21 protein-coding genes and 2 pseudogenes are annotated in these 22,501 nt (G+C 62.8%); 11 read left to right on the top strand and 12 right to left on the bottom strand.

The window, feature by feature from the left end:
- Positions 1 to 23 precede the first annotated feature (23 nt).
- Positions 24 to 911, bottom strand: a complete 888-nt coding sequence (locus PRL19_RS11020; protein WP_273742987.1) for a LysR family transcriptional regulator — start codon at positions 909 to 911, stop codon at positions 24 to 26.
- A gap of 100 nt (positions 912 to 1,011) precedes the next feature.
- Here PRL19_RS11020 and PRL19_RS11015 point away from each other — a divergent pair, with 100 nt between their 5' ends.
- Complete coding sequence (locus PRL19_RS11015; RefSeq protein WP_273742986.1) at positions 1,012 to 2,133, top strand: aldo/keto reductase; 1,122 nt, start codon at positions 1,012 to 1,014, stop codon at positions 2,131 to 2,133.
- A 298-nt stretch (positions 2,134 to 2,431) separates the two neighbouring features.
- Here PRL19_RS11015 and PRL19_RS11010 read toward each other — a convergent pair whose 3' ends face one another.
- The 3 genes from PRL19_RS11010 to PRL19_RS11000 all read right to left on the bottom strand — a co-directional run bounded on the left by PRL19_RS11010 (position 2,432) and on the right by PRL19_RS11000 (position 4,769).
- The gene (locus tag PRL19_RS11010) at positions 2,432 to 2,962 is read right to left on the bottom strand and encodes a GNAT family N-acetyltransferase (RefSeq protein ID WP_273742985.1); all 531 of its coding nucleotides are present in this window, start codon (positions 2,960 to 2,962) and stop codon (positions 2,432 to 2,434) included.
- A gap of 646 nt (positions 2,963 to 3,608) precedes the next feature.
- Positions 3,609 to 4,016, bottom strand: a complete 408-nt coding sequence (locus PRL19_RS11005) for a hypothetical protein (protein ID WP_273742984.1) — start codon at positions 4,014 to 4,016, stop codon at positions 3,609 to 3,611.
- Positions 4,017 to 4,334: 318 nt separating this feature from the next.
- Positions 4,335 to 4,769, bottom strand: coding sequence for a hypothetical protein (locus PRL19_RS11000; protein ID WP_273742983.1), 435 nt, complete (start codon positions 4,767 to 4,769; stop codon positions 4,335 to 4,337).
- Positions 4,770 to 4,898: 129 nt separating this feature from the next.
- On the opposite strand from PRL19_RS11000, the pseudogene PRL19_RS10995 reads away from it, so the two are divergent.
- A pseudogene (locus PRL19_RS10995) lies at positions 4,899 to 6,053 on the top strand (IS30 family transposase); the annotation flags it as partial.
- A gap of 197 nt (positions 6,054 to 6,250) precedes the next feature.
- Here the strand turns inward: PRL19_RS10995 and PRL19_RS10990 are convergent.
- Complete coding sequence (locus PRL19_RS10990; protein ID WP_273742982.1) at positions 6,251 to 7,210, bottom strand: LysR family transcriptional regulator; 960 nt, start codon at positions 7,208 to 7,210, stop codon at positions 6,251 to 6,253.
- Between the two features lie 47 nt (positions 7,211 to 7,257).
- Here PRL19_RS10990 and PRL19_RS10985 point away from each other — a divergent pair, with 47 nt between their 5' ends.
- The 7 genes and pseudogenes from PRL19_RS10985 to PRL19_RS15780 all read left to right on the top strand — a co-directional run.
- Positions 7,258 to 8,478, top strand: a complete 1,221-nt coding sequence (locus PRL19_RS10985) for an MFS transporter (protein WP_273742981.1) — start codon at positions 7,258 to 7,260, stop codon at positions 8,476 to 8,478.
- Between the two features lie 1,143 nt (positions 8,479 to 9,621).
- Positions 9,622 to 10,125 carry a hypothetical protein gene (locus PRL19_RS10980; RefSeq protein WP_273742980.1) on the top strand — a complete coding sequence of 168 codons (504 nt, stop codon included), beginning with the start codon at positions 9,622 to 9,624 and terminating at the stop codon, positions 10,123 to 10,125.
- 153 nt (positions 10,126 to 10,278) lie between these two features.
- The gene (locus PRL19_RS10975; RefSeq protein ID WP_273742979.1) at positions 10,279 to 11,355 is read left to right on the top strand and encodes a GIY-YIG nuclease family protein; all 1,077 of its coding nucleotides are present in this window, start codon (positions 10,279 to 10,281) and stop codon (positions 11,353 to 11,355) included.
- A gap of 12 nt (positions 11,356 to 11,367) precedes the next feature.
- Positions 11,368 to 13,539 (top strand): AAA family ATPase, encoded by a 2,172-nt coding sequence (locus tag PRL19_RS10970; RefSeq protein ID WP_273742978.1) that lies wholly within the window; start codon positions 11,368 to 11,370, stop codon positions 13,537 to 13,539.
- A 495-nt stretch (positions 13,540 to 14,034) separates the two neighbouring features.
- Positions 14,035 to 14,292: a helix-turn-helix transcriptional regulator gene (locus PRL19_RS10965; protein WP_273742977.1), complete on the top strand. Its 258-nt coding sequence runs from the start codon at positions 14,035 to 14,037 to the stop codon at positions 14,290 to 14,292.
- Positions 14,289 to 14,597 (top strand): hypothetical protein, encoded by a 309-nt coding sequence (locus PRL19_RS10960; protein WP_273742976.1) that lies wholly within the window; start codon positions 14,289 to 14,291, stop codon positions 14,595 to 14,597. Before PRL19_RS10965 ends, PRL19_RS10960 begins: the two co-directional genes overlap by 4 nt.
- A gap of 149 nt (positions 14,598 to 14,746) precedes the next feature.
- Positions 14,747 to 14,980: pseudogene (locus PRL19_RS15780) on the top strand (relaxase/mobilization nuclease domain-containing protein); the annotation flags it as partial.
- Here the strand turns inward: PRL19_RS15780 and PRL19_RS10955 are convergent.
- Positions 14,972 to 15,466 (bottom strand): hypothetical protein, encoded by a 495-nt coding sequence (locus PRL19_RS10955; protein WP_273742975.1) that lies wholly within the window; start codon positions 15,464 to 15,466, stop codon positions 14,972 to 14,974. The pseudogene PRL19_RS15780 and the gene PRL19_RS10955 sit on opposite strands and share 9 nt — an antisense overlap.
- On the opposite strand from PRL19_RS10955, the gene PRL19_RS10950 reads away from it, so the two are divergent.
- Together PRL19_RS10950 and PRL19_RS10945 are read left to right on the top strand one after the other, a co-directional pair.
- Positions 15,456 to 15,875: a hypothetical protein gene (locus PRL19_RS10950; RefSeq protein WP_273742974.1), complete on the top strand. Its 420-nt coding sequence runs from the start codon at positions 15,456 to 15,458 to the stop codon at positions 15,873 to 15,875. The two genes, PRL19_RS10955 and PRL19_RS10950, sit on opposite strands and share 11 nt — an antisense overlap.
- A 359-nt stretch (positions 15,876 to 16,234) precedes the next feature.
- Positions 16,235 to 16,573 carry a hypothetical protein gene (locus PRL19_RS10945; protein WP_273742973.1) on the top strand — a complete coding sequence of 113 codons (339 nt, stop codon included), beginning with the start codon at positions 16,235 to 16,237 and terminating at the stop codon, positions 16,571 to 16,573.
- A gap of 225 nt (positions 16,574 to 16,798) precedes the next feature.
- Here the strand turns inward: PRL19_RS10945 and PRL19_RS10940 are convergent, their stop codons facing one another.
- The 6 genes from PRL19_RS10940 to PRL19_RS10915 all read right to left on the bottom strand — a co-directional run bounded on the left by PRL19_RS10940 (position 16,799) and on the right by PRL19_RS10915 (position 22,476).
- Positions 16,799 to 17,551, bottom strand: a complete 753-nt coding sequence (locus PRL19_RS10940) for an SDR family NAD(P)-dependent oxidoreductase (RefSeq protein ID WP_273744499.1) — start codon at positions 17,549 to 17,551, stop codon at positions 16,799 to 16,801.
- Positions 17,551 to 18,861: a histidinol dehydrogenase gene (hisD, locus tag PRL19_RS10935; RefSeq protein WP_273742972.1), complete on the bottom strand. Its 1,311-nt coding sequence runs from the start codon at positions 18,859 to 18,861 to the stop codon at positions 17,551 to 17,553. Before hisD ends, PRL19_RS10940 begins: the two co-directional genes overlap by 1 nt.
- Before the next feature lie 9 nt (positions 18,862 to 18,870).
- Positions 18,871 to 19,638: an SDR family oxidoreductase gene (locus PRL19_RS10930; protein ID WP_217844551.1), complete on the bottom strand. Its 768-nt coding sequence runs from the start codon at positions 19,636 to 19,638 to the stop codon at positions 18,871 to 18,873.
- Positions 19,639 to 19,648: 10 nt separating this feature from the next.
- Positions 19,649 to 20,917 (bottom strand): TRAP transporter large permease, encoded by a 1,269-nt coding sequence (locus tag PRL19_RS10925; protein ID WP_273742971.1) that lies wholly within the window; start codon positions 20,915 to 20,917, stop codon positions 19,649 to 19,651.
- Positions 20,914 to 21,411: a TRAP transporter small permease gene (locus tag PRL19_RS10920; RefSeq protein ID WP_217844552.1), complete on the bottom strand. Its 498-nt coding sequence runs from the start codon at positions 21,409 to 21,411 to the stop codon at positions 20,914 to 20,916. The genes PRL19_RS10925 and PRL19_RS10920 overlap by 4 nt, the downstream gene beginning before the upstream one ends.
- A gap of 78 nt (positions 21,412 to 21,489) precedes the next feature.
- The gene (locus PRL19_RS10915; RefSeq protein WP_273742970.1) at positions 21,490 to 22,476 is read right to left on the bottom strand and encodes a TRAP transporter substrate-binding protein; all 987 of its coding nucleotides are present in this window, start codon (positions 22,474 to 22,476) and stop codon (positions 21,490 to 21,492) included.
- Positions 22,477 to 22,501: the final 25 nt, after the last annotated feature.

Here is a 22,501-nt window from a genome sequence, read left to right as displayed (position 1 = left end):
ACGTCGATTTGCTTTCCCCTATCCTATTCCTTGAAATGGTCGATCAACGCGCGCAGCGGCGCGGGGACCTGTCGCCGGCTCGGGTGGAACAGGAAGGCGCCGGGATAGGGTTGGCACCATTCGTCCAGCACCCGCTCCAGCCGTCCGGTGGCGAGGTCCTCGGACACATCTTCCTGCTCGGTCCAGCCGACCCCGCAGCTTGCCCGCACCGCGGCAAGCGCCAAGTCCGCCGAATTGCAGGCAAGCGGGCCGCGAACCTGAATGCGCAGTTCCTTGTCGTCCTTCTCAAAATCCCACGGCAACAACGATCCGTTACCGAGGTTGCGATACGTGATGCAGGGATGGCCAAGCAAATCACGCGGATGGCGGGGGCGGCCGTGGGTGCTCCAGTAATCCGGCGTCGCAACCACAGCCATGCGCAGCGACGGGCCGATCCGCACGGCGATCATGTCGCGCTCGACGCTCTCACCGAACCGGATGCCCGCATCGAATCCCAGAGACACCAGATCACGCAGGCCGTCATCGACATTCACCTCGACCGTGACGCCCGGATGGCTGCTGAGAAAGCCGGGCAGCTTGCGCGACAGTAGTGTCGAGGCCAGCCAGTGGAAGGTCGTCAGCCGCACCGTCCCTGCAGGCGAGGCCCGCCATTCGGCCAATGCTGCGAGACCTTCATCGATCTCGGCCAGTGCCGGGGCGAGGCGGTCCAGCAGCGCCAGGCCCGCCTCGGTCGGCGCGACCGAGCGGGTGGTGCGTGCCAACAGGCGCAGGTCGAGTCGTTCCTCCAGCGCACGTATCGCGTGGCTGAGGGCCGAGGTCGACACGCCCAGCTCCGCCGCGGCAGCCGTGAAGCTGCGCGTCCGGGCGATGACCGCGAAGGCCGCCAGATCGTTGAGGTTTTGCCGCATCATCTGTGAAGAATACTCACAGGCTCTTGCCGCGGAAAGCGGCTAATGCGGCGCGCCGCGCGGCTCTACGGTCACGGCATCACCGCACCGAGGAGCATGATGCATGCAAATGACAGATTACCGCAGCTTTGGCCCATCGGGGCTGATCGTCAGCCCGCTTTCGCTTGGCACCATGACCTTTGGCGCGGGCCGGTGGGGCAGCGATCTGGTCGAAGCGCGAGGCATCTTCGACGCCTATGTGGCGGCCGGCGGCAACGTCATCGACACAGCCGACGTCTATAGCGGCGGCGAAAGTGAGCGGATGCTGGGCCTAATCGTGAGGGACAGCGGGCTGCGCGACCGGCTGGTGCTGTCCACCAAATCCGGCTTCGCCCGATCGCAAGGCCATCCGCTGCATGGCGGGAACGGCGCGATCAACATCCGTCTCGGGATCGAGGGCTCGCTGCGCCGGCTCGGGACCGACCGGATCGACATTTACTGGATGCATGTCTGGGACCGAACGACCCCGCCGGAAGAGGTGTTGCAGATGCTGGCCGCTGCAGTGGCGCGCGGTGAGATCCTCTATTACGGCTTCTCGAACACGCCTGCCTGGTATGTCGCCAAAATCGCCACGCTGGCCGCGGCGCATGGTCTGCCGGGGCCGATCGGGCTGCAGAACGCCTGGTCGCTGATCGATCGCGGGGTTGAGCTGGACCTAGCACCAATGGCTGCGCATTTCGGCCTTGGGATCATGCCCTGGAGCCCGCTGGCTGGCGGCCTGCTGACCGGCAAATATGGCCGCGAGATGCTGGCCGAGGCCGGCCGCGCCTCGGCGGTGCCGGACCGCGCCATGGATGTCGAAGCGGGCAAGAGCGACCGGCTGAGCGGCGACAACCCCTATGGCGGCATGCTGTTCACCGAGCGCAACTTCAAGGTCGTGGACACCCTGCGCGATGTGGCGGCCGAGTTGGGCGTGCCGATGGCGCAGGCGGCACTGGCCTGGGTCCTGTCGCGGCCGGGCGTCAGCACGCTGCTGATCGGCGCCAGCCGGCCAGAACAGGTCACGGCCAATATCAAGGCGCTGGAGATCACGTTGTCGCCTAGACAGCAGGCCCGACTGCACGAGGCCAGCGTTTTGCCAGCGCTGAACCCCTACTTTATCTTCCAATTGCCGCGCGAGGTGATCTTCGGCGGGCAGTCCGTGCAGCCGTGGAAGGAGGCAGCGACCAGCCACGGAGCCGCTTAGGACGTTTCTTGCGCGGTTGAGACAGCATGAGGACGTTGCAGCGCCTCATACCACTGTCCAATTTTGGGAAGTCGCTTTGCAGCGCAACAATAGATGGCCGTTCGCTTTGGGCCGAGTGCGCGGATGGCAGTGGCTGCCGGGCACACCTTCAGTATTTATGGGCGGCAGATCGACGTGAAGAGCCTCAAGTAGACAACTAGGGAAGCCATATCTGCAGCATTCTGCGTCAATCGGACTTCGTAGTTTCATGATCACCTTCTGCGCACAACTTATCGGACGTGCCATCGGCTTGTCGTAGTCAAAGAGAATTCCATTCCCGGCGGAGTAATGCGTATTGCATTGTGTTTTCGTAGATCGGCTGACCAGCATCATCATTCCGGAAGCTGATGTAGTCTAGAAACAGCCCCTCCCGTCGCATGCCCAACCGCTCACACAACTTTTGTGAGGGCAGGTTGTGATCCTCGACATAGGCATAGAGGCGGCGGATGCCTTTAACATGGAACAGATCCGCGAAGAGGGCATAAGCGGCCTCGAATGCATAACCCCGACCAGCATTCGCCGGATTGAAGTTCCATCCGACCGAGACGGTGTCATCCTCGGGGTGTGCGAACAGGTCCCCGATCAATCTATCACTTTCCTTGAGACAAACTGCGATTTCAGCGTCATCCGAAGCACGTCGGTCAGCCTCGGCCGTCGCGGCATCCATATCCCGAAGGGTCAGCGAGAGAAAGCAGCTCGCGACCGGGGATTTCAGATAAGCCAGCAGCCCGCCCGCATCCTGACGGCGAAAGTTTCGAAGAACGAGGCGATCCGTTTCAATCGGTTTCATGAAGTCTGCTTCTTGTCTAAAGATCAATGGTTCGAGGCGGCGCCGGGCTGGCGGTAAACGGCAAGAGCGATCCTGACGGCCACCGCCAGTGTGAAAAGCGCGGCCGCCGCTCTGGACAGCTGGACGGCATGGGTTTCGCTGAAGGCCCTCCTCTTGGCCGCGATTAGCGGCGCGCCCTGGTGATGTGAAAGCCCTGCGGCAACGATTTGAAGTTTGCCGAAGCCGCGGTGGCCGATTCAGGGGACAGCTCTGCCGGTATTGCTATGCCGTATTGGCTCACGCTGAAATTTTGGCTTCGGTCTGACTACTTCCTCCATCAACGTCCAGCACGTCCCGCACAGCAGACCGTGCCATCTTGGCTTCGCTGCGCCAAGACATGAACGTCAGGTTTAGAGAAGCCGCAATGCAGCATCGGTCTTGCTTCGAGCGGCTGGTAAGGGCCGAACGCGCAAGTCAGGGGCTGCCCCGCTCCGTTGCCACCACCAAGGCTGCCAGATTGACGCGAGGGGCCCTTGTCAGTCATTCAGGCAATCAAGACGGTCTTCGGCAAAGCTATCAAGCGAGAGATTGAGCCATGTCTGCTATTGAGGCCCTGAAGTATCGCTACCCTGGCGCGGCTACGTTCAAATTTGACCATAGCGCGGCACTACCCCTGATGTTCAGGCTCGATGTATAGTCGGAATGCGGCGACAATTGTCGCATCATCATGGCCGAACCGGTCGGCAGGTGGGCCGCCGAGATCGACGTGAGCGCGGGTCAGCCAATAGGCTAACCTCAGATTGCTCATGCGGCAGGGCTTGAGCTTCAGGAGATTGAGGACGACATCGAAAACCCGGCCCCGTTCCGTATCGATTTGGAACTGAGGCACCATGGTCCTGCCATTCTGAACCAACGTAATGATGGCATCCTTGCGGACCATAGCCTGCATGGCGCCTTCGGGGTCATCTGTTTCGATGCGCAGCAGCCTGCAGGCTGCTGCCGCATCAATCAGGTCGATGCTGGCGAGAAGGCGGTGTTCCGCGCTGGCTTTTTCGGTAGAGTTTTCCGGCGGCATTCTATTTACCTTTTTGGCAGTGCCCGGTTCGCCGTCTCGTCGAAGGCAAACCCGGGTGGCAGCGTGGCCTCATTGAAAGAAGGATAGCCGCCGATGCATTCCGCGCAAACATGTCGACACTCAGGTAGCCATCGACGTATGGTCTCGCCAATGAGACCGATGGTCTCATTCGTCGCCGCGACGACGATCCGTCGCTTTTGCACCATGGCGTGGCCCGAGATCATAGACTGATCGAAGACCCGACCGCAGCCTGCGCACGACAGGGTGGGCAAAGCGCGACGCGGCTCGACTTGGTCCCAAAGAGCCCACTGCGGAGGGTCAGCGTCTCGCAGCAGAAGCTGCGCCGCGTCTCCTGAGTTCGCGGCGGGGATCGTGCCTACGTACCAACAGAACGCGACTAAATTCAAAGGAGCGCCCAAGGTCCGAAACCACGCGAAGCGAGCAATTAAGTCGGTCAAAAGCAGCCAACTTAACAGTGAAGCGTGCGTCCTGAACCCACTCGGCAGGCAGGTTTTGGCTCCTCATGCGGACCTGAAGCATTGCAGCAAAGCGATGAGATATCGGAAAAGTCTCAGAATTTAAGGCGGCGAGGCCTCCGCCCACCAGCGGTATTTCAAGCGTGCCCGCACCTTCGTCCTCCGTCCAAGTTCTCAACTGACCAAGGGCCCAGTATCCGCTCAGTTCGTTGTTGCGACTGATAAAGGCAGCGAGGACATCATGAACGATGCCTTGAAGCTCGATGCGTCTCGCCATGCTGTGTTGGCTCCTAGTGATTTTCCAGCTTCGGCCCGACTGTAGCATCAGTCAACGTCCAGAATGTCCCTGCGGATTCAACGGTTGGCCGCAACACTCTAGTCTTCCTGCAAAGATGGAGTGCCAGTCATGAAGTATTGCACGCGGACGTTCTACACCGACGCGCAGAAGTCGGAGATGTGGGACCGATGGCAGCGCGGGGAGTCGCTCAGCTCGATCGGCCGGAGTTTTGTTCGCGCGTCCTCATCGATCATTCCCCATTTGGCACGCACAGGCGGGATAAGGCCCTCCTCACGCGTCAGATCCCGGCTTGCTCTGACGTTGAGTGAGCGCGAAGAGATTTCTCGCGGGCTTGCGGCCGATCTGTCCCTACGTGCGATTGCGCTTAATCTGGCACGGGCACCGTCCACGATCAGCCGGGAGGTGGGGCGGAACGGCGGGCAGAAGGCCTATCGGGCGGCAGGATCAGATAAGCATGCATGGGACTGCGCGAAGCGACCCAAAGCCTGTAAGCTGTCATTCAACGAACCTCTGTGCCGGCTGATTGCGCGCAAGCTGCGCTTGAAATGGTCTCCGCAGCAGATCGCCGGTTGGCTGAGGCGCCAGCATCCTGATGAAGCGGTGCGCCGCGTGTCGCATGAGACGATCTACCGAAGCCTCTACGTCCAGACCCGCGGCGTTCTGAAGAAGGAACTGCAGGATTGCCTGCGCAGCCCCCGTGCAATTCGGCGCTCGAGGCACGCGACGCAGAAGGGGCTAAAGCTGCGTAAGATCAAGGACGCCGTCCCGCTCAGCGAGCGCCCGCCCGAGATCGAAGATCGCGCCGTGCCGGGGCACTGGGAAGGCGATCTGATCGTCGGCGCCAATAACAGCTATATCGCCATGCTGGTTGAGCGGCAGTCTCGCTTTGTGATGCTGGCGAAAATCGGCAACAAGGACACCGCAAGCGTCATCACGGCGTTGATCAAGCAGGCGCGCAAGCTGCCGCACGAACTCTACAGGTCCCTGACCTGGGATCGCGGATCAGAGATGACCGACCATGCCAGGTTCACCATGGCGACGAGGGTCAACGTCTACTTCTGCGACCCGCAGTCACCGTGGCAGCGCGGAACCAACGAAAACACCAACCGGCTTCTGCGCCAATACTTCCCACGGGGCATCGACGTGTCGACCCACAGCCAAGCAAGGCTCAGTGCTATCGCACGACAGTTGAACGAGCGGCCCAGAAAGACCTTGCAGTATCAGACCCCCGCAGAGAAGTTTGCACAGAGTGTTGCGGCCACCCGTCGAATCCGCACCCCCAAAGCAGACTGTGACCCGTCGATCTCGCTGCGCCAAGCACGAATGTCCGGTCTGGAGATGCTGCAAGGCAGCGCCAGACAGGGGTTGTCTGGCCGCAGCGGGCCGAGCCTGTGTGAGAACATCGTTCGGGGGGCACCCGGGCTTGGTCGAGTTTTCACACAGCCTCGGCCGCTCGCAAATTACCTGTCATTCGCTCGAAGAGCGCCTGTGGGATGAACTGACGACTGCGCTACCTCATTCCGCGCGGAAGGGTTTTCCATCACGTCGGTCAGCCAGTCGAGGAATACGGCCAATCGCCGCAGGCCCGAGGTGCGCGTCAGGTAAAGCGCGCAGACGGCCAGAGGCGTAATGTCCAGCTGACCCGGAAACAGCTCGACCGCGCGGCCCGATGCGATGTCTGCGTCGATCATGAAGTCCGAGAACCGCGCGATGCCCATGCCGCCCAGAACGAACTGCCGAACCGCCTCGCCGTTTGCCGCCGTCACCGAGATGCGCGGAGAGATGGGGCCCGCCATGCTGTGAAACCGAAGATCGTTGATATGCGCGGGGGACGAGAACCGCACCTGCTCCAGCGCGCCCAGATCCGCAGGGCGCTCTGGATGCCCCGCCCGCGCAAGATAGTCCGGCGCGGCGACCAGACGCCACTCCGCCCGCCCGAGGGGCCGGTGCAGCAGGTCGCTGTCGGGCAGCGGGCCGAAGCGGATGGCAACATCGGCATGGGCGTCGATCAGGTCGACGATGCTGTCGGTCATGTCGACGGTCAGCCCGATCTCGGGGTATCGCGCGTGAAACTTCGCCAGACGCGGAGCGATGACATGCAGCACGAAGGGCACCGGCGCATTGATCCGCAGCGGTCCGCGCGGGGCGCGGGCGCCCGTGGCCAGATCCGACAGCGCCTCGGTCCGCGCCACGATCTCGCGCGCCGCCTCCAGCAGGTCGCGCCCCTCCGGCGTCAGTTCGATCCCACGAGTGGATCGACGCAGCAGCGTCACCTTCAGCCGCGCCTCCAGTCGCGTCACCGTCCGGCTGAGCGTCGATGGCGCCACCCCAAGCCGCCGGCCCGCCTCGGCGAACCCCCCGTCCTCGATCACAGCGATGAAGGCGGCGAGGTCCGCCGTCTGCGGCAGGTCGTGCGCCATACGCAAAAGCCCTTTGCAATGCCGTTCGTTCACGCAAAGACTGACAGATGGCATCTCTCCGGTCGAGTTCAATCCATCCGGAGATCGCCATGCCGCTGGCATTATGGGCGCTGACAATCAGCGCATTCGCCGTGGGCACGACCGAGTTCGTTATCGTCGGCCTGCTTCCCACCATCGCCGAAAGCCTCGGCGTGTCGCTTCCTTCGGCCGGCCTCCTGGTCAGCCTCTACGCCCTGGGCGTCACCATCGGCGCGCCCGTTCTGACCGCGCTGACCGGCCGGCTGCCGCGCAAGACGCTGCTGCTGGCGCTGATGGCGCTCTTCATCGCGGGCAATGCCTTCGCCGCGGTCGCGCCCGGCTATGGCAGCCTGATCGTGGCGCGCTTCCTGACCGGGCTCGCCCATGGGGTCTTCTTCGCCATCGCCTCGACCATCGCGTCAGGCCTCGTCTCGCGCGACAGGGAGAGTTCCGCCATCGCCATGGTCTTCCTCGGCCTGACCGTGGCCCTCGTGACCGGCGTGCCCCTGGGCACCTGGATCGGGCAGTCCTTCGGCTGGCAGTCGACCTTCCTCGGCGTCGTCCTTCTCGGCGTGATCGGCCTGATCGCCAGCGCCGCGCTGGTGCCGTCCGACCTCCCGCAGAGCACCTCGCCCGGCCTGCGGGCACAGGCCCGCGTGCTGACCTCGCCGCGCCTGCTGCTGGTCTATCTGATCACGGCCCTGGGCTATGGCGGCAACTTCATCGCCTTTACGTATCTCGCGCCGATGCTGACCGACGTCACGGGCCTGTCGGCAGGCGCGGTCAGCCTGGTGATCCTGCTCTACGGGGCCTCGGTCGCCGTGGGCAACATCCTGGGCGGCAGGCTGGCGGACCGCATGGGACCGGTCCCGGCGCTGACGCTGATCTTCGCGGGTCTTGCGGTCCTTCTGGCCGCCTTCGGACTGGCTCTGCCCCATCCCGTCGCCGCCGTCGCCGTGGTGGCTCTCTGGGGCGGCTTCGCCTTCGCCAACGTGCCACCGCTTCAGGCCTATGTCGTGCAGATCGCGCGGCAGGTCAGCCCGGATGCGGTCGACGTGGCCTCCGGCCTGAACATCGGGGCGTTCAATCTGGGCATCGCCCTGGGGGCGGCCGTGGGCGGTATAGTGGTCGAGCATCTGGGCCTCATCGCAGCCCCCTTTGTCGGCGCGCTGATCGTCGCGGCGAGCATCGGCCTCACCCGACTGTCCGGCCGACTGGAGGAGCCGACCAAAGCCGCTGTCACGGCTTGAACCGAAGCGAGCCGGTCTCTCAGAAGAGGCCGGTCGCGCCGGCAGCCCGTGATTGATCACCACTGTCAACCCCATGTCACGGGACGCGGACTGCAGGCCGGCTCGAGGGTCACTCGAACGCTGGCGCTCGAGCCCTCGCAGGAGGCAGGAACCGGGATGGCCGCTGACGTTGCGACGCAGAGCTTGGCGCTGCTTGTCATACCTGCCGCGAGGCTCATCGGAAATCCCTTTCCCACTTCAACTCCATCGCTGCGCCGATGGAGCTCGCCTAGCCTCATGGGAAGCCAGCTGCGCAGCAGAGCAATTAGCGTTCCGAGGAGAAGCGGAACGTCGGCCTTCGAAAACCCCAAGGTCGCGCTGTCGGCAAAATCCTCCATTCGAAATCTCAAATCCCGCCTCCTGCTGCGCCGTTCATCGGACCGACCCATCTGGTCCCATTCGGCTTGACCCACCCTTTCGGAGCCAAGGCCTATTCCGATGATGACCAAGTTAGCCGCCGATCGTGAAACACGAAACCCACCCCCGCGGCGGAAATGTGGACGACGCCCCTGTAACAGGGCCGTAACAGCACTGTTACGCTAAAGGTGAGCAATTACAACGCTGTAACAGCGTAACGCCTGTAACGCCGGGGAAATGAATTTATGTGCCCGCGTATGCGTATGCGTGCGTATATAGGGGCGCGTAAATGTGTGTGTATGTGTTACGCTGTTACGGAATACATTTTCATAATAAACATCAACAGCTTGCGTGTAACAAAAAGCGCAACACAGGCGTAACGGCTGTTATAGTGAACGGAATCTGCATTTCTTTTTCATTTACAACGCCGTAAGGGATTTTATCTCGAAAACCCCGCTCTCTTTTTGCCCTTGGAACGCCAGGCCGAGAGTCAATTCCTTTACCGGATTTCAATCCGCTTTTCATCGCTCGGATACCGGTCGCAACGGGCCGTCGGCTGAGCGGAACCGCAAAACGGGGATCAGACCCTAGTTCCAGTAACGAAGATGTTATTGTAAATACGCTGTTGACACGCTGATTCGCGGCAATCAGAATCACCTCATGCCGCGGCACATGCCCGGTAGGCCTCGGCAGGGCATCTTACCTCCCCGCCAAGGCCCTGGCCAGTCGATCTGTTCGGAGACTGACATGGCTACCAAGACCTCTACCACCGCGCCCCGCGCGGTGAAAGCGCCCTTCTGGCATGCGAGCTACTATGGCCTGCAGTTCATCGCCCTCCTCAATGCTTGGGGCGAGCATATCCACGCCGAACAGGCCCTGACCCGTGCTGCTGATCCCGGCGCCCGTCATGCGCTGGCTTGGGCGGAAAGCTCGCTGCCGAAGTTTCACGACACGCTGCTCAACACGCTCGAGGCCATCCCGGCCGAGCCGCTGGACCTGCCTCTGCGCCGCATGACGATCCTGCTTGCGACCCTGGTGCGCGAGAACCGCGCATCGGCCTTCGACCGCTATGAGACGCTGAAGAGCGAGCTTGCGCCGTTCTTCCTCGTGCCGGGCGACGGCGCTGCGGCGGATGAAGTGCGCAAGATGCTTGCGGCTGCAGAGCGGCGCTTCGCGCTGATGGCGCGCCTGCCGCTCTATCGCACCGAGGGCGTGGCCCAGGACGCGCTGCCCGAGCTCATCGCCGCCTGATCCTTCCTTTCATCGCCGACAGTCTTGGCTGATCTCCCGCGTCCGCATGGGCGATGGACTGTGCAGGCTGACGCCGGGCCTTCGTCTCCCCGGCGTCACCCGCACCCTTGGCTGTCCCTTTCTTATTCGCAAACCCGAACGGGAGGACCACGCATGTCCTTTTCCAACCTTCAGCCGATCTACACCATCGGAGAGGAAGACTATCCGATCTATGACTGCGATATCCCGGACCACTGGCACGATTGGGCCGACGAGAAGGGCTATGAGATCGTCGAGCGCGTGATCGACCGGAACCACCTCTATCTGCGCTGCGACGCCTGCGGCGAACACACGGTCTCCAAGGTCTTCGTGCTGCGAACGGCCACCCCGCGTTGTCCGCATTGCCTTAACGATCGACGAAGGCGCCTTTGCGACGCGGCCGGCGTGGCGTTTCTGGGAGCCGACAGCTCTCACGACTTCTGGATCAGGCTTCCCTGCGGCCATGAGACCTGCCGGCAGCAATCGCTTCTGGAGCGCGTCGCGGCGGGCAAGACCGGGATCCGCTGCGAGGAATGCCTCGACGCGCGGCTCGCGGCCGAGGCCGGGGCCCGCGGGTGGCAGGTCATGGGTGACGATCCCGAAGGGGACCACGACTACCTGCTCTATCGGCACGGCTGCGGTCATAAGCAACGGATCGCGATCGTCAACATGCGGACCGGACGCTTCACCTGCGGGGGCTGTAGCGACACCTGGACACGCGCGCCGAGCCACATCTATGCGATGCGCTTCGGCCTCCAGAGCGGCCGGGATGCCATCAAGGTCGGGTTCTCGCGCGATCCGTGGTCCCGTCTTCGCCATCAGCTGATGACCGATCCGCAGCAGGACGCCGAACTGATCCGGGTCATCCCCGTCACGACCGGCCATGACGCAATCTGCCGGGAGAAGCGCCTGCACGGCACCCTGTGCGCCCTTTTTCCCGAGGCGGTCCTCGAGCAGGCCGAGTTCGCAGGCCAGGTGAAGGTCAAGTCCGAGCTCTACTGCGCCAGCATCGCGCCGGAGATCATGGCGCTGCTCGACGATGTCGCGCTGCGGGTCAGGTCTCTGGCGAGGCACAGGGCAAGGCAGGCCCGCCGTCAGGAACGGCGGATCGCCCGTCGCATCAAGAACCGTCAGCGCCGCAAGCGTCCGGCCGGCGGGCCCCAAGCCGGGCGCGGCTGCCGGGCCGGCCATCCTTCACCTGCCAATGAATAACAGGAGGTCAACATGACCGACCGTGATACGCCGAAGGCTGCGCCTTCCTATCCTGATTGGCGCGCCTACGCCGCCGAAATCCTGGCCCGTGCCCGCCTCGAGGAGGCCCGCAATGACGCCGAACGGGCCATCCTGCTCAAGGAGCATGGCGATGCCGCAGACGACCTGCCGCCGCTTCGCGGAGAAGGAGACGTCTCCTACACGTCGCGCCGTCAGCAGATGATGATCCTCTGCCTCGCCGCCACGATCGGCAGCGAAGCGAGGCTGAAGGCCGAGCTCGAGCGTGGTGCCATCGTCGCGATCACTGGCCTTCCCGATGACAGGTCAAAGGGCGTGCGCCGCCTGCTGCCCCTGATGCTGCCGCCGGGCTGGCAGATCGCCCGGACCGAGCATGAACGCCGCCGTCGCGGTGCGGTGGCCGTCATTCAGCCCGGCCAGACCTACGGAGGCTCGTCGCGCGCCCAAATGGAAAGGGACCTCGTGGAGGCGCTGACACTCAACGTGCCCGTCATGATGCTACTCCCCGACGGCATGCCTGCCGGGGAGATCATCGGTGCAGCGGACGTGCCGCTGTGGCCGTTCCGCGGCATGGATCGCCAGATCGCGGCCGAACTACTGGCCCTGAGCTGGCCGGGATCCGATCCTGCGGCACTGCGCGGGCTGCTGCCCTCCGACGATCATTTGGCAGCAACACCGATGCTGCCGCTGATGCTGTCGCTGCGCAGCGACAGCGTCGAGGAGGCGGCCAGGGTGCTCCGAGACACGGTCCCCCGACCGGCAACCCGCAACACGCCTGCCGAGGAGAAAGCCGGGGCACTCGCCGACGCCAAGGCAAAGAGGCACGCCCCTGACGGCATCCGCCTCGCGGATCTTGCCGGTCTCGGCGAAGCGCGCGACACGGCCATCGGCATCGTCGAGGATCTCCGCGCCTGGCAGGCCGGCGAGCTTTCGTGGGACGCCGTGCATCGCGGCATGCTGATCGCAGGTCCACCGGGTTCGGGCAAAACGGAGTTGGCGCGGGCACTTGGGCGCGAGCCCGGTATCCATCTGGAGAGCGCAAGTTATGCTCAATGGCAAGCGAAGGGGCATCTCGGCGACATGCTAAAGGCGATGCGCGCGAGCTTCGCAGTGGCTACCGATCAGGCACCATCGATCCTGTTCATTGATGAGCTTGATGCGGTCGGTCGCCGGGTCGGAGGGCACAGCAGCCAAAATCGCAGCTATGACAGCAAAGTCATCGCAGGTTTGCTGGAACAGCTCGATGGCATCAACGGGCGCGAAGGTGTCGTAATCCTTGCTGCCTGCAATCATCCCGACCAGATCGACCCGGCGATCCTGCGCGCCGGACGCTTCGATGAGCGCTATGAGATCCGCCTGCCTGATGCCGAGGCGCTGGCGATCATCCTGCGCCAACATCTTCGCAGCGATGTTGGTGATGCTGACCTCGCCGCCCTCGGGCACCTGGCCGTAGGTCAATCCGGCGCGGATTGTGCTGCCGCCGTCCGTGCAGCGCGCAGAGTGGCCCGGCGTCAGAAGCGGCCAATGTCGGTTCAGGATTTGCGCAATGCGCTGGTCCCGAACCACCTGGCTCTTCCGGTGGCAATGCGCCGTCGCGCGGCAATCCACGAAGCTGGGCATGCGGTCGTGATGACTGCGCTCGGCCTCGGCCATGTCAAGATCCTTCGGCTCAGCCCGGAGGGCGGGGAGACGCGTCTGCGCTGGTTTGACGCGGACCCAACGCAGGACATGCTGCTGCACCGCTGCGCCGCGCATCTCGCGGGACGCGCCGCCGAGATCCTCCTTCTCGGCGAAGCCAGCGGCGGCGCCGGGGGAACGGATGACAGTGATCTCCATCAGGCAACGATGCTGATGATGCAACGCGAGGTCAGCTTCGGCTTGGGCAGCTTGGGTCATCTTTCCATCGGGGCGCTGGCGCCGACCACGACACTGCTTTCGCTGCCGGGCGGAGTGCGTCAGGAAATGCAGCGTGATCTCAATCGCGCCCTCACGCTCGCGCTCCAAGTTCTCGGACAGCATCAACCAGTGCTGGAAGGCTTGGCCCAGGACTTGGAGACCCGAGGCTTTCTGGTGGAGGCGGACCTGGCGGTGGGCTTGGCACCCATCATCAGGACAGCGGAAAGCCGTCACGTGACTCCCGAAGGCCGTGATGACACTGCGCCATAGATCCGGTCACTCGATCATACCCGGTTTCTTTCCGGTGCCCGATCACGCTGCAGCACTTGGCGCGGGACGAGCGACGCCAGGGATGGGAAAAACTATATCGCATCCTTGCAACGACGCACCGGAGGCTGAACCGGGTCCTCGGCCTCGTTCTCGCCATGTGCCGCAACCGCCTGTGGCATTAATTGACCACAATCGGCATCTCCCGGGGCATGCAGGAGGCTCTAGGCTGTTTAAGAACCTAAAGGGCCGTGCCGCAAGTCGAGCGCTTTTGTCCAGTATTTGCTGGGTCCGCAGCCGCTATCCACAATCATCTTTGACGCGTGGCTGTGCGGTGTCGTGGGCGCGCCTTAGAATGGAGAGGTGGCGGCGGCATACGGTTGGCCACGCGATCTCCGGGTGGAGCCGCGAGAGGATGACCTGAACAGCATCGTCTCTGCGCCTCACCGGGAAAAGTGTCAACCGGATTTGAACCTGCAACCTGCAACTGGAGAGACGATGCAGAAGAAACACCCCGCAGCCGATGTCCGGCTGATCACCAAGGCGGAACTCTGCCGCCGCCTGGCCGCGAGCGAGGCCTCGGTCGATCGCTGGCTGCGCTCCGATCCCAGCTTTCCGCAGGCCCGCCGCCTCGGCCCCGGCTCGATCCGCTGGGTCGAGGACGAGGTCGTGCGCTTTATCTTGGAACTGACGCATGTGGCCTACGAGGATCATGGTTTCGACCCGAACGGCAAGATGGTCATGGAGGAGCTGTGAGCAGCATCCGCTTCGAGGTCCGGCTGTCGCGCGACGAGGCCGAAGCCGTCCTGTCCGACATGCGTCTGTGGGGCGCCACCAGCCGCGCGGACTATCTGCGCGACTGCCTGCTGGCGGGTCGGGCTGGTCGTGCCGACCGGCTGACCGAGGAGCTGGGTCTGCTCGGCCTCATGCTGCACGACATCGCGCATGCGGCGCCCGCCGGTGAGGACGCGGCTGACGGCGATCTCGGCCGGCTCGTCGCTGAGGGAGCGGCCCTGATGCGTCGGATCGTGCGTCAGATAAATCGGGAGAGGTGGGAGTGAGACCGCACATCACGTTCCATAGTTCCGTATCGAAGGTGCTGGGCTACCGGACCCAGAGCGGCAAGCCCGGCACCCTCAGCCCGGCGGAGCCGATCGGCGGCACGATCCCCTGGCTGGGCGAAGGTCCGACGCTGAGCCATGCGCAGCGCATGCCGCGCCCGTCGTGCCATGCGAACAACGTCCTCCATGTGACCCTCTCGCTGCCCGATGGGATGACCGCGGACCGCCCCGCATGGGTGGAGATGGCGCAGATGGCGATTGGCGACTTGGGCCTGCCGCCGCGCCAGATCCCTTGGCTCGCCTTCCGGCACCGCGACACGACCTGCGATCACCTGCACATGATGCTGATGGCGGCGACCTTCGCCGGCCGGACGCTACGACTGCCCGACCTGCAGCACCGCTGCGAGCAGGTGCATGTCCGACTCTGCCGCCATCTCGGCCTGACCCCGCCCCGATATCATCGGCCTGCGTCCGGGCCGCGCCTCGAGGTCTTCTGCCCGACCCGACGCCTGCGCAGTGCGGATCGGCGCCGGATAGCGGCCGACATCGGCTCCGCGCTGACCCGCTGGCAGCCGACAGACTTGCCCGCGCTGCAGGCGGCGCTGGTGGCGTCGGGCTCCCCGGTGCGGGTGGAGGAGGTCCGCGAGGCCGAGCGCCGCCGGATCACCTTCAGCCTGGGACCGACACGGCTTCCCGGCCGCGCGCTCAGCGACGAGCTCGACCGGATCAGCCTGCTGTCGATCCTCCATCACGCCAAGCAGTCCCGCCGCCTGCGGGGCCTCATCGACCATCGCCACCTGCTGGCCTCCCTGGCGGCGGCCGATGCCGACCTGCAGGACATCTACGAAAGGCTCCGGAATGACCGACACCACCGACCCTCGCTCGCGGGCCCCGATCACGCCGGAGGTCTTGCAGGCCCTGCGCCTGCTTCTGGACCGGCAGCGGGAGATCCAGCACGTCTCGAGCGACACCTACGAGACGGTGCTGCCGCTGACCGCGCTGCTGGATCTGCTGCGCCGACCGCAGGACCAGGAGGAGCTGGGCCGGCAGTTGGCCGAGGCCCTGCGCCAGATCCTCGTCGCGACCCAGACCATCGCGCAGGATCTGGCGACCCTGATCTCAGTGCAGCACGAGCAGCGGAAGGAGGTCCGTGGTCTGACCGCGCAGCTTCAGGAGGTCACGGCAGCTCAACGTGAACTGATCGAGGGGCAGGCCTCTCTGAATCAGACCGTCAACGCACTCGGCGACGACCTGTTCGAAGGCGAACGCGCGTTGTAGCTTTGCTGTTGCTCACCCGGCGTATCTGTCGCGGGCTTGGCCTTACAGCTTGCACTGCACTCCAACGCGACGACCCGACCGTTGAGGTCCGCTTCGATGACGGCAGCGCGGTCGGCATCCGCCCGGACATCGTTCTGCTGGAGCGGGGTGGCACGGCTCCGATGCCGATGGCGCGCACCTTTGCGCGGGCACTCGCACGCGCGAAGCGGTGGGTGATCAGCCGGGACGACACGGCATTGCCGCTCCCCCGTCACAGTGGCCCAGGAACACTACTGGCCGGGACCCAGCCCGCGCTGCGGGCCCATATGGCCGCGAGGCTCCGGAAACGCAGGCTCGCCTGTCTCGCGGAGGACCCGCACTTGCGCCAGACCGCTGCAGCGTTGTGGGACGATCTCGGGGAGCCCGACCTTGACGGGGAGGCGCAGACCGCCCCGGTGCTCATTCTGACCCCGCGATGCCTCAGAACATTGCTGGCGCCGGAGCCCGGGGGCGCGGAGCGGCTGGAGGCGCTGACAACGCGCCATACTGGCATAACCGTTGCGGCATTCCTTCCACCGAATGGCGTGCCGCGCCTTCTGTCGATGGACCGGCTGAACACCATCATCCGATCACGGCTGAAAAAAACGCGCTTGGCGTCGGAGGTGGACTCAGGCTGTCAGAGCGATGATCCGGGCCCGGGCTTCCCCGAGCCCGCATGAATACCTATCTTGGGATGGGGCGGATCCAATCACCCCAAGACGAGACGATGCTACCCCGGTCGCTACCCCGCGGCCAAAAGAAAGCGAAAAACGCCTGACAATCAACAACTTGGAAAAGGAAAATGGCGGAGGGGATGGGCCTAATATCCGAACTTCTCTATTCATCCAAAAGCTCGAACGTGGCGCTGTGCGTCACCTTTCAAGCACGAGCTTGCTTCGCTGAAGTTATTCCGCAGTCCACCCGCCGTCCACCATCAGTGCAGACCCAGTCATCAGTGACGAGGCATCTGATGCCAAGAATACCGCTGCACCAACAATGTCTTGCACTTTCCCAACTCGGCCCAGCTTAATTTTGTCCAGAACCTCATGACGAAATGCAGGGTCTTCGAAATATGGCTTGGTGAGCGGCGTTTCGATAAAGGTTGGACAGATCGTATTTACCCGGATCGCGTGTGGGCCAAGCTCGATCGCCATCGCTTTCGTGAAACCTTCAATTGCCCATTTCGAAGCGCAATAAATGCTCCGCTTGGCGGCCCCGATATGTCCCATCTGCGAAGACATGTTGATTATAGATCCACCATTTCCGGCACGGACCATTCCAAGAGCAACAGCCTGAGCAGTAAAGACAGCTGCGCGCAGGTTTAATCCGATTATATGATCAAAATCCTCCTCGGTGACGTCTTTCAGTAAGGCAGGGCGATTTGTGCCGGCGTTGTTGACGAAGATGTCGTAAGGTTCGCTTGCTTCGATTGCCGTCGCGAAAGCGCGGACATCGGTCACATCCAAGACAAGCGCGTCCGCAAGACCGCCTGCCGCAATGATAGTGGCGACGACATCATCAAGTTCCGCAGCAGACCGCGCACAGATTGTGACCTGAGCCCCCGCTGAGGCCAACGCTTCGGCGACACCTCGTCCAATGCCGCGGCCTGCCCCAGTGATCAGTGCACGCTTGCCGGTCAGATCAAAATTCGCTGACATCATTCTGCGGCCCCTCCGTAGGGAACGTTCATACGGCCATAGCGACGGACCCTAATGTTTCCCTGCTCGGCATGCCCGACGAACCCTTCGAGCATTGACAGTCGCGAACAATACGCCCCGATATGAGCGGCTGCCGTATCGCTGGTGATGCGTTGATAACTGTGGGTCTTGAGGAACTTGCCCACCCACAGCCCGCCCGTGTAACGACCGGCCTTTCGCGTCGGCAGCGTGTGGTTCGTACCGATCACTTTGTCACCATTGGCGACATTTGTGCGCGGCCCAAGAAACAGCGCGCCATAGCTTGTCATATTGGCCAGATACCAGTCGTCCCGGTCGGTCATCACCTGCACATGTTCACTGGCAATTTCGTTGGCTACCTCCAACATTTCGTCATGGGTGTCGCAGAGTATGACCTCGCCGAAATCGCGCCAGCTGACAGATGCCGTTGCTGCCGTCGGAAGGATCGTCAGCAAACGATCGATCTCGGCTAGGGTCGCCTCTGCCAGCGCGCGCGACGTGGTCACGAGGACTGCAGGCGAGTTATAGCCGTGCTCCGCCTGCCCCAGCAGGTCGGTGGCGCACAGTTCTGCGTCCACCGTATCATCGGCAATCACCATGGTCTCCGTCGGACCGGCAAACAAGTCGATCCCGACCTTGCCAAACAATTGCCGCTTGGCCTCTGCCACGAAGGCATTGCCAGGACCGACAAGCATGTGGACGGGCTTGATGGTTTCCGTCCCAAGGGCCATCGCACCCACGGCCTGGATGCCGCCGAGGATATAGATCTCATGCGCGCCAGCCATGTGCATGGCCGCAACGACGCCGGGATTGGGCTGACCCTGAAAAGGCGGCGTGCACGCCACGATGCGTGGCACACCCGCCACCGCCGCCGTCAGAACTGACATGTGCGCAGACGCCACCATCGGGAATTTGCCACCGGGGACATAGCAGCCCACCGACTGCACGGGGATGTTGCGATGTCCCAGAATGACGCCAGGAAGAGTTTCAACCTCGATGTCCTGCATGGACGCCCGCTGAGCTTCTGCAAAGCGACGCACCTGCGCCTGAGCAAATCGGATGTCATCAAGCTCGCGATCGGTCAACTGGGCGATGAGCGCATCAATCTGATCCTGCGTCAGCCGAAAGCTGTCGGGTGAATAGTCGTCGAAAGAAATGCTGAACGCGCGCACAGCTGCATCGCCGCGCTTTTCGATATCCCGAAGCGCGGCCTCGACCGTTGCACGGGTACGACTGTCATCTTGATCGCGTTCGTTCTCGGACTTGCCGCGCTTAAGATACGTGATGGTCATGACGTGTCCTTATCCCAACATTCCGGTATCGCCGCAGACCGAGATTGCCTGCCCCGAGATCGTGCGTCCGCGAGGACTGGCCAAATACAGGATCTGATCGGCGATCTGCTGCGCGGTGACATAGTCCTTGATCGAGGTACGCGCGAAGGCGTCCCGCTCTGCCTCGGCAAAGGGGATGCCCTGCGCATCAGCACGGGCCTGCAGCACGCGGCGCTGCCGATCCCCGGCGACTAGGCCCGGCAGAACGGCGTTCACACGGATGCCGTCATCCCCCAGCTCGATCGCCATCGACTTGGTCAAACCTATGACGCCCCATTTTGCGGCTGCGTAAGGGCTGCGCAGCCGGAACCCCAAGCGGCCCGCCAGCGACGACATATTCACGATGGACGGATTTCCGCTTTGACGCAGATAGGGAATTGCACGACCTATCGTCACGAACTGGCTGGTCAGGCAGATCGTCATGCATTGCTGGATGTCCTCCAGCGCCAGATCCTCGATCCGGCCGGTGGGACCGGCTATCCCGGCATTGTTGACCAAGCAGTCCAGCCCGCCCAAGGCCTGAACTGCGTCATCGACAAATGCGGACAATGCCGACGCGTCGCTCACATCTACGGAGCGACAAAACACTGTATCTGGCAATGTACCCAGACCCGTCCGGTCGATATCGCAAGTGGCGACCCGCGCCCCCTCTGCGAGAAAGGCCTCGACAATTGCGCGACCGATGCCGCCCCCGCCTGCGGTCACGACGACGCGTGCGTCTTTCAGTGAAAGGTCCATTTGATTTTCCTCAAGGCCCCACGAACACTAGCGACAGCCACGGGATGAAGCTGATAATCAGAAGGTCGATCAGCAGGATCACCACGAAGGGTACGACCGCCCGTGAAATGCGCGGGATACTGGTTTTTGCGATATGCGAGGCAATAAACAGGTTAAGGCCAACCGGCGGCGTGAACATGCCCATTGCAAGATTGACGATCATGATCGCGCCGAAATGCACCGGGTGAAACCCGAAGGTCAGCGCGATGGGCAAAAGGATCGGCGTGAAGATCAGGATAGCCGCCGCCGCCTCGAGGAACATGCCCACGAACAGAAGCAGAATGTTGACTAGGATGATGAACAGCCACGGACTTTGGATGGCACCCACGACAAAGTCCGAGATGACGGTCGGCACCTGCAACGACAGGATGATGCGACCATAGAGGCCAGCGGTGGCGATGATCGACAGGATCACCGCCGACGTCACGGCACTGTCGCGCAGAATGGCCGGGATCTGTCGGAGTGGCAGTTCGCGATAGATCAGCCCCCCCACGACCACCGAATAGACCACAGCAACGACCGCAGCCTCGGTCGGGGTGACGACGCCACCATAGATGCCGCCCAGGATCAGCGCCGGCATCAGCAATGCCAGGATGGCCGAACGTCCAGCCTTAAGGATCTTGGCAGCGCTTGCTGGCTCCTCTGGCAGGGTCTGCAGGTTGCGGGCATGGATCCATGCATAGATCAGCAGAGAGATAACCACGACAAATCCCGGTAGAAACCCGGCCAGGAACATGTCTCCCACGGATTGATTGGCTGAAATCGCATAGAGGATCAGCGGGATGCTAGGCGGAATAATGATTCCCAACGCCCCCGCCGCCGCCTGGTTGGCCGCGGCATAGGAGGCACTGTAGCCATGGGCGACCATTGCAGGGATCAGGATCGCGCCCACCGCGGCAGTTGTGGCCGCCCCCGACCCGGAAATGGCGGCGAAGAAAGCCGATGTGACGATGGCAACCATCGCAAGACCGCCCGTGGTGCTGCCCACCAGCGTCTTCGAAAAGTCCACAAGCCGGCGCGAGATGCCCCCCGCCTGCATCAGGTTTCCTGCCAGAATGAAGAACGGAATCGCCAGCAGCGGAAAGGAATTGATCGAACGGATCATCTCTTGCGGGACGATCAGAAGGGGCATGATATCGCCTTGCCAGATGGTCACTGTCGCAGCCAGGCCCAAGGCAAAGGTCACCGGGACGCCGACGATCAACAGCAGCAGCAAAAGCCCGAATAGCAGGGAAATCATGCCGCTTTCCTTTCGTCGACAAAGTCCTGCGCGATGATGGCGATGGCGTTCAAAAAGATCAGCGCAGCCCCTGCCGGCATGGAGCCGTATAACCATGCCATCGACACGCGGGTGCTGGGGGCCGTCTGGCTGGCCACGCGTTCGGTCAGCGCCCAGCCCTGCGTCAGCAAGACAAAGGCGAATAGGCAGGACGCCGCGGCAACGGTGAGGCGCAGGGTGCGACTGATCTTTGGCCCCGACAGCATCGTCAGCAGGTCTACCGCGATCAGCGAACCGTATCGATAGGCATACGCCGCCCCCAGCATGGCCATCCAGACCATCGAGAACCGCGACACCTCCTCGGAAAAGCTGAGCGAGCTGCCCATCACGTAACGGGCAAAGACCTGCCAGCTGATCAGGACCGACATGACTAGCAACAATGCCGCCAGCAGCCAGCCGACAAGCCAGTTAACGCCGTCCACGGCGCGGACGACTATGCGCAATGCATCATGCATCCGCGACCTCCTGATCTCTTGTTTGTGGAACGCAGTTCTTAATGTCATCAGGGGGGCCATGCCCCCCTAAATCTTGTCCTAGCTCTCAGGCTGAAAGTTCATTGCGGTATCAACCAGATCCGCACCGACTGAATCTTTCCATTTATCGATTACCGGCTGAACTGCTTCGCGGAACGGCCCCAAATCGGGCTCGGTGATCTCCATTCCCGCAGCTTCCAGTTCGCCCAAGAGCCGCGTCTCGAATTCCTGCGACGCCTGGCGCTGGACCGGGGTCGCCAGATCGGCAGCCTCCTGCACGATGGCCTGATCCTCGGGGGACAGGCTGTCGAACAGCTGCGCCCCGATCATCAGCGGTGCGGGCGAGTAGACGTGCTGGGTCATCGCCAGATAGTCCTGAACGTCCTGGAACTTTACGTCATAGATGGTGGGGATGGGGTTTTCCTGGCTTTCCATGACGCCCTGTTGCAGCGCGGTAAAAACCTCGGTCCATGCCATGGGCGCCGCGTCCGTTCCCAATGCAGTCCAGGTATCAACCTGAACGCTGCTTTCCTGAGTACGGTGCTTTATGCCTCGCAGATCGGAGATCGCGTTGATGGGGCGAACACTGTTCGTCTCGTAACGAAATCCGTTTTCCATCCAACCCAAGATCTTGACGCCGGCGGCGTCCTGCAAGGCCTGCGCCAGTTCGTCCCCCGACGCGCTGTCCAAAAACCCGTGAGCATGTGCATGATCGCGAAAAATATAAGGCAGATCAAACAGTAAAAACGGTTCTGCAAAGCCTCCCATCGGCCCGGTTGAGGTAATCCCCATATCGATCAGGCCAAGACCCATGCCCTCTACCACTTCACGTTCGGCACCCAGTGCATTGTCGTAGTGGGGGCGGATCGTTAGGCGACCCTCTGACAGCCGCGCAAGTTCCTCGCCGAACTTCAGCACGCCCACGGCGTGATGTGACTCTGCGCCGAGCGGCAGGCTGACATCGAATGTCCGGGTCTCTTGCGCCAGTGCCGTTGATCCCAGAAGAGCGACTAACGCTGTTGTGCCAGCGAGTGTGAAAGCTTGCATGTTTTGGACCTCCCAATCCTGTCGC

Source organism: Paracoccus marcusii (assembly GCF_028621715.1).
Classification (GTDB): Bacteria; Pseudomonadota; Alphaproteobacteria; order Rhodobacterales; family Rhodobacteraceae; genus Paracoccus; species Paracoccus marcusii.
The sequence above is the reverse complement of the archived record's forward strand: the minus strand, read 5'-3'. Positions and strand labels throughout refer to the sequence as shown.

What these genes read in the sequence shown, in the direction of transcription:
- PRL19_RS11020 (WP_273742987.1), bottom strand. Translation starts at nt 911, where the DNA reads ATGATGCGGCAAAACCTCAACGATCTGGCGGCCTTCGCGGTCATCGCC.
- PRL19_RS11015 (WP_273742986.1), top strand. Translation starts at nt 1,012, where the DNA reads ATGCAAATGACAGATTACCGCAGCTTTGGCCCATCGGGGCTGATCGTC.
- PRL19_RS11010 (WP_273742985.1), bottom strand. Translation starts at nt 2,962, where the DNA reads ATGAAACCGATTGAAACGGATCGCCTCGTTCTTCGAAACTTTCGCCGT.
- PRL19_RS11005 (WP_273742984.1), bottom strand. Translation starts at nt 4,016, where the DNA reads ATGCCGCCGGAAAACTCTACCGAAAAAGCCAGCGCGGAACACCGCCTT.
- PRL19_RS11000 (WP_273742983.1), bottom strand. Translation starts at nt 4,769, where the DNA reads ATGGCGAGACGCATCGAGCTTCAAGGCATCGTTCATGATGTCCTCGCT.
- PRL19_RS10990 (WP_273742982.1), bottom strand. Translation starts at nt 7,210, where the DNA reads ATGGCGCACGACCTGCCGCAGACGGCGGACCTCGCCGCCTTCATCGCT.
- PRL19_RS10985 (WP_273742981.1), top strand. Translation starts at nt 7,258, where the DNA reads ATGGCATCTCTCCGGTCGAGTTCAATCCATCCGGAGATCGCCATGCCG.
- PRL19_RS10980 (WP_273742980.1), top strand. Translation starts at nt 9,622, where the DNA reads ATGGCTACCAAGACCTCTACCACCGCGCCCCGCGCGGTGAAAGCGCCC.
- PRL19_RS10975 (WP_273742979.1), top strand. Translation starts at nt 10,279, where the DNA reads ATGTCCTTTTCCAACCTTCAGCCGATCTACACCATCGGAGAGGAAGAC.
- PRL19_RS10970 (WP_273742978.1), top strand. Translation starts at nt 11,368, where the DNA reads ATGACCGACCGTGATACGCCGAAGGCTGCGCCTTCCTATCCTGATTGG.
- PRL19_RS10965 (WP_273742977.1), top strand. Translation starts at nt 14,035, where the DNA reads ATGCAGAAGAAACACCCCGCAGCCGATGTCCGGCTGATCACCAAGGCG.
- PRL19_RS10950 (WP_273742974.1), top strand. Translation starts at nt 15,456, where the DNA reads ATGACCGACACCACCGACCCTCGCTCGCGGGCCCCGATCACGCCGGAG.
- PRL19_RS10940 (WP_273744499.1), bottom strand. Translation starts at nt 17,551, where the DNA reads ATGTCAGCGAATTTTGATCTGACCGGCAAGCGTGCACTGATCACTGGG.
- hisD (WP_273742972.1), bottom strand. Translation starts at nt 18,861, where the DNA reads ATGACCATCACGTATCTTAAGCGCGGCAAGTCCGAGAACGAACGCGAT.
- PRL19_RS10930 (WP_217844551.1), bottom strand. Translation starts at nt 19,638, where the DNA reads ATGGACCTTTCACTGAAAGACGCACGCGTCGTCGTGACCGCAGGCGGG.
- PRL19_RS10925 (WP_273742971.1), bottom strand. Translation starts at nt 20,917, where the DNA reads ATGATTTCCCTGCTATTCGGGCTTTTGCTGCTGCTGTTGATCGTCGGC.
- PRL19_RS10920 (WP_217844552.1), bottom strand. Translation starts at nt 21,411, where the DNA reads ATGCATGATGCATTGCGCATAGTCGTCCGCGCCGTGGACGGCGTTAAC.
- PRL19_RS10915 (WP_273742970.1), bottom strand. Translation starts at nt 22,476, where the DNA reads ATGCAAGCTTTCACACTCGCTGGCACAACAGCGTTAGTCGCTCTTCTG.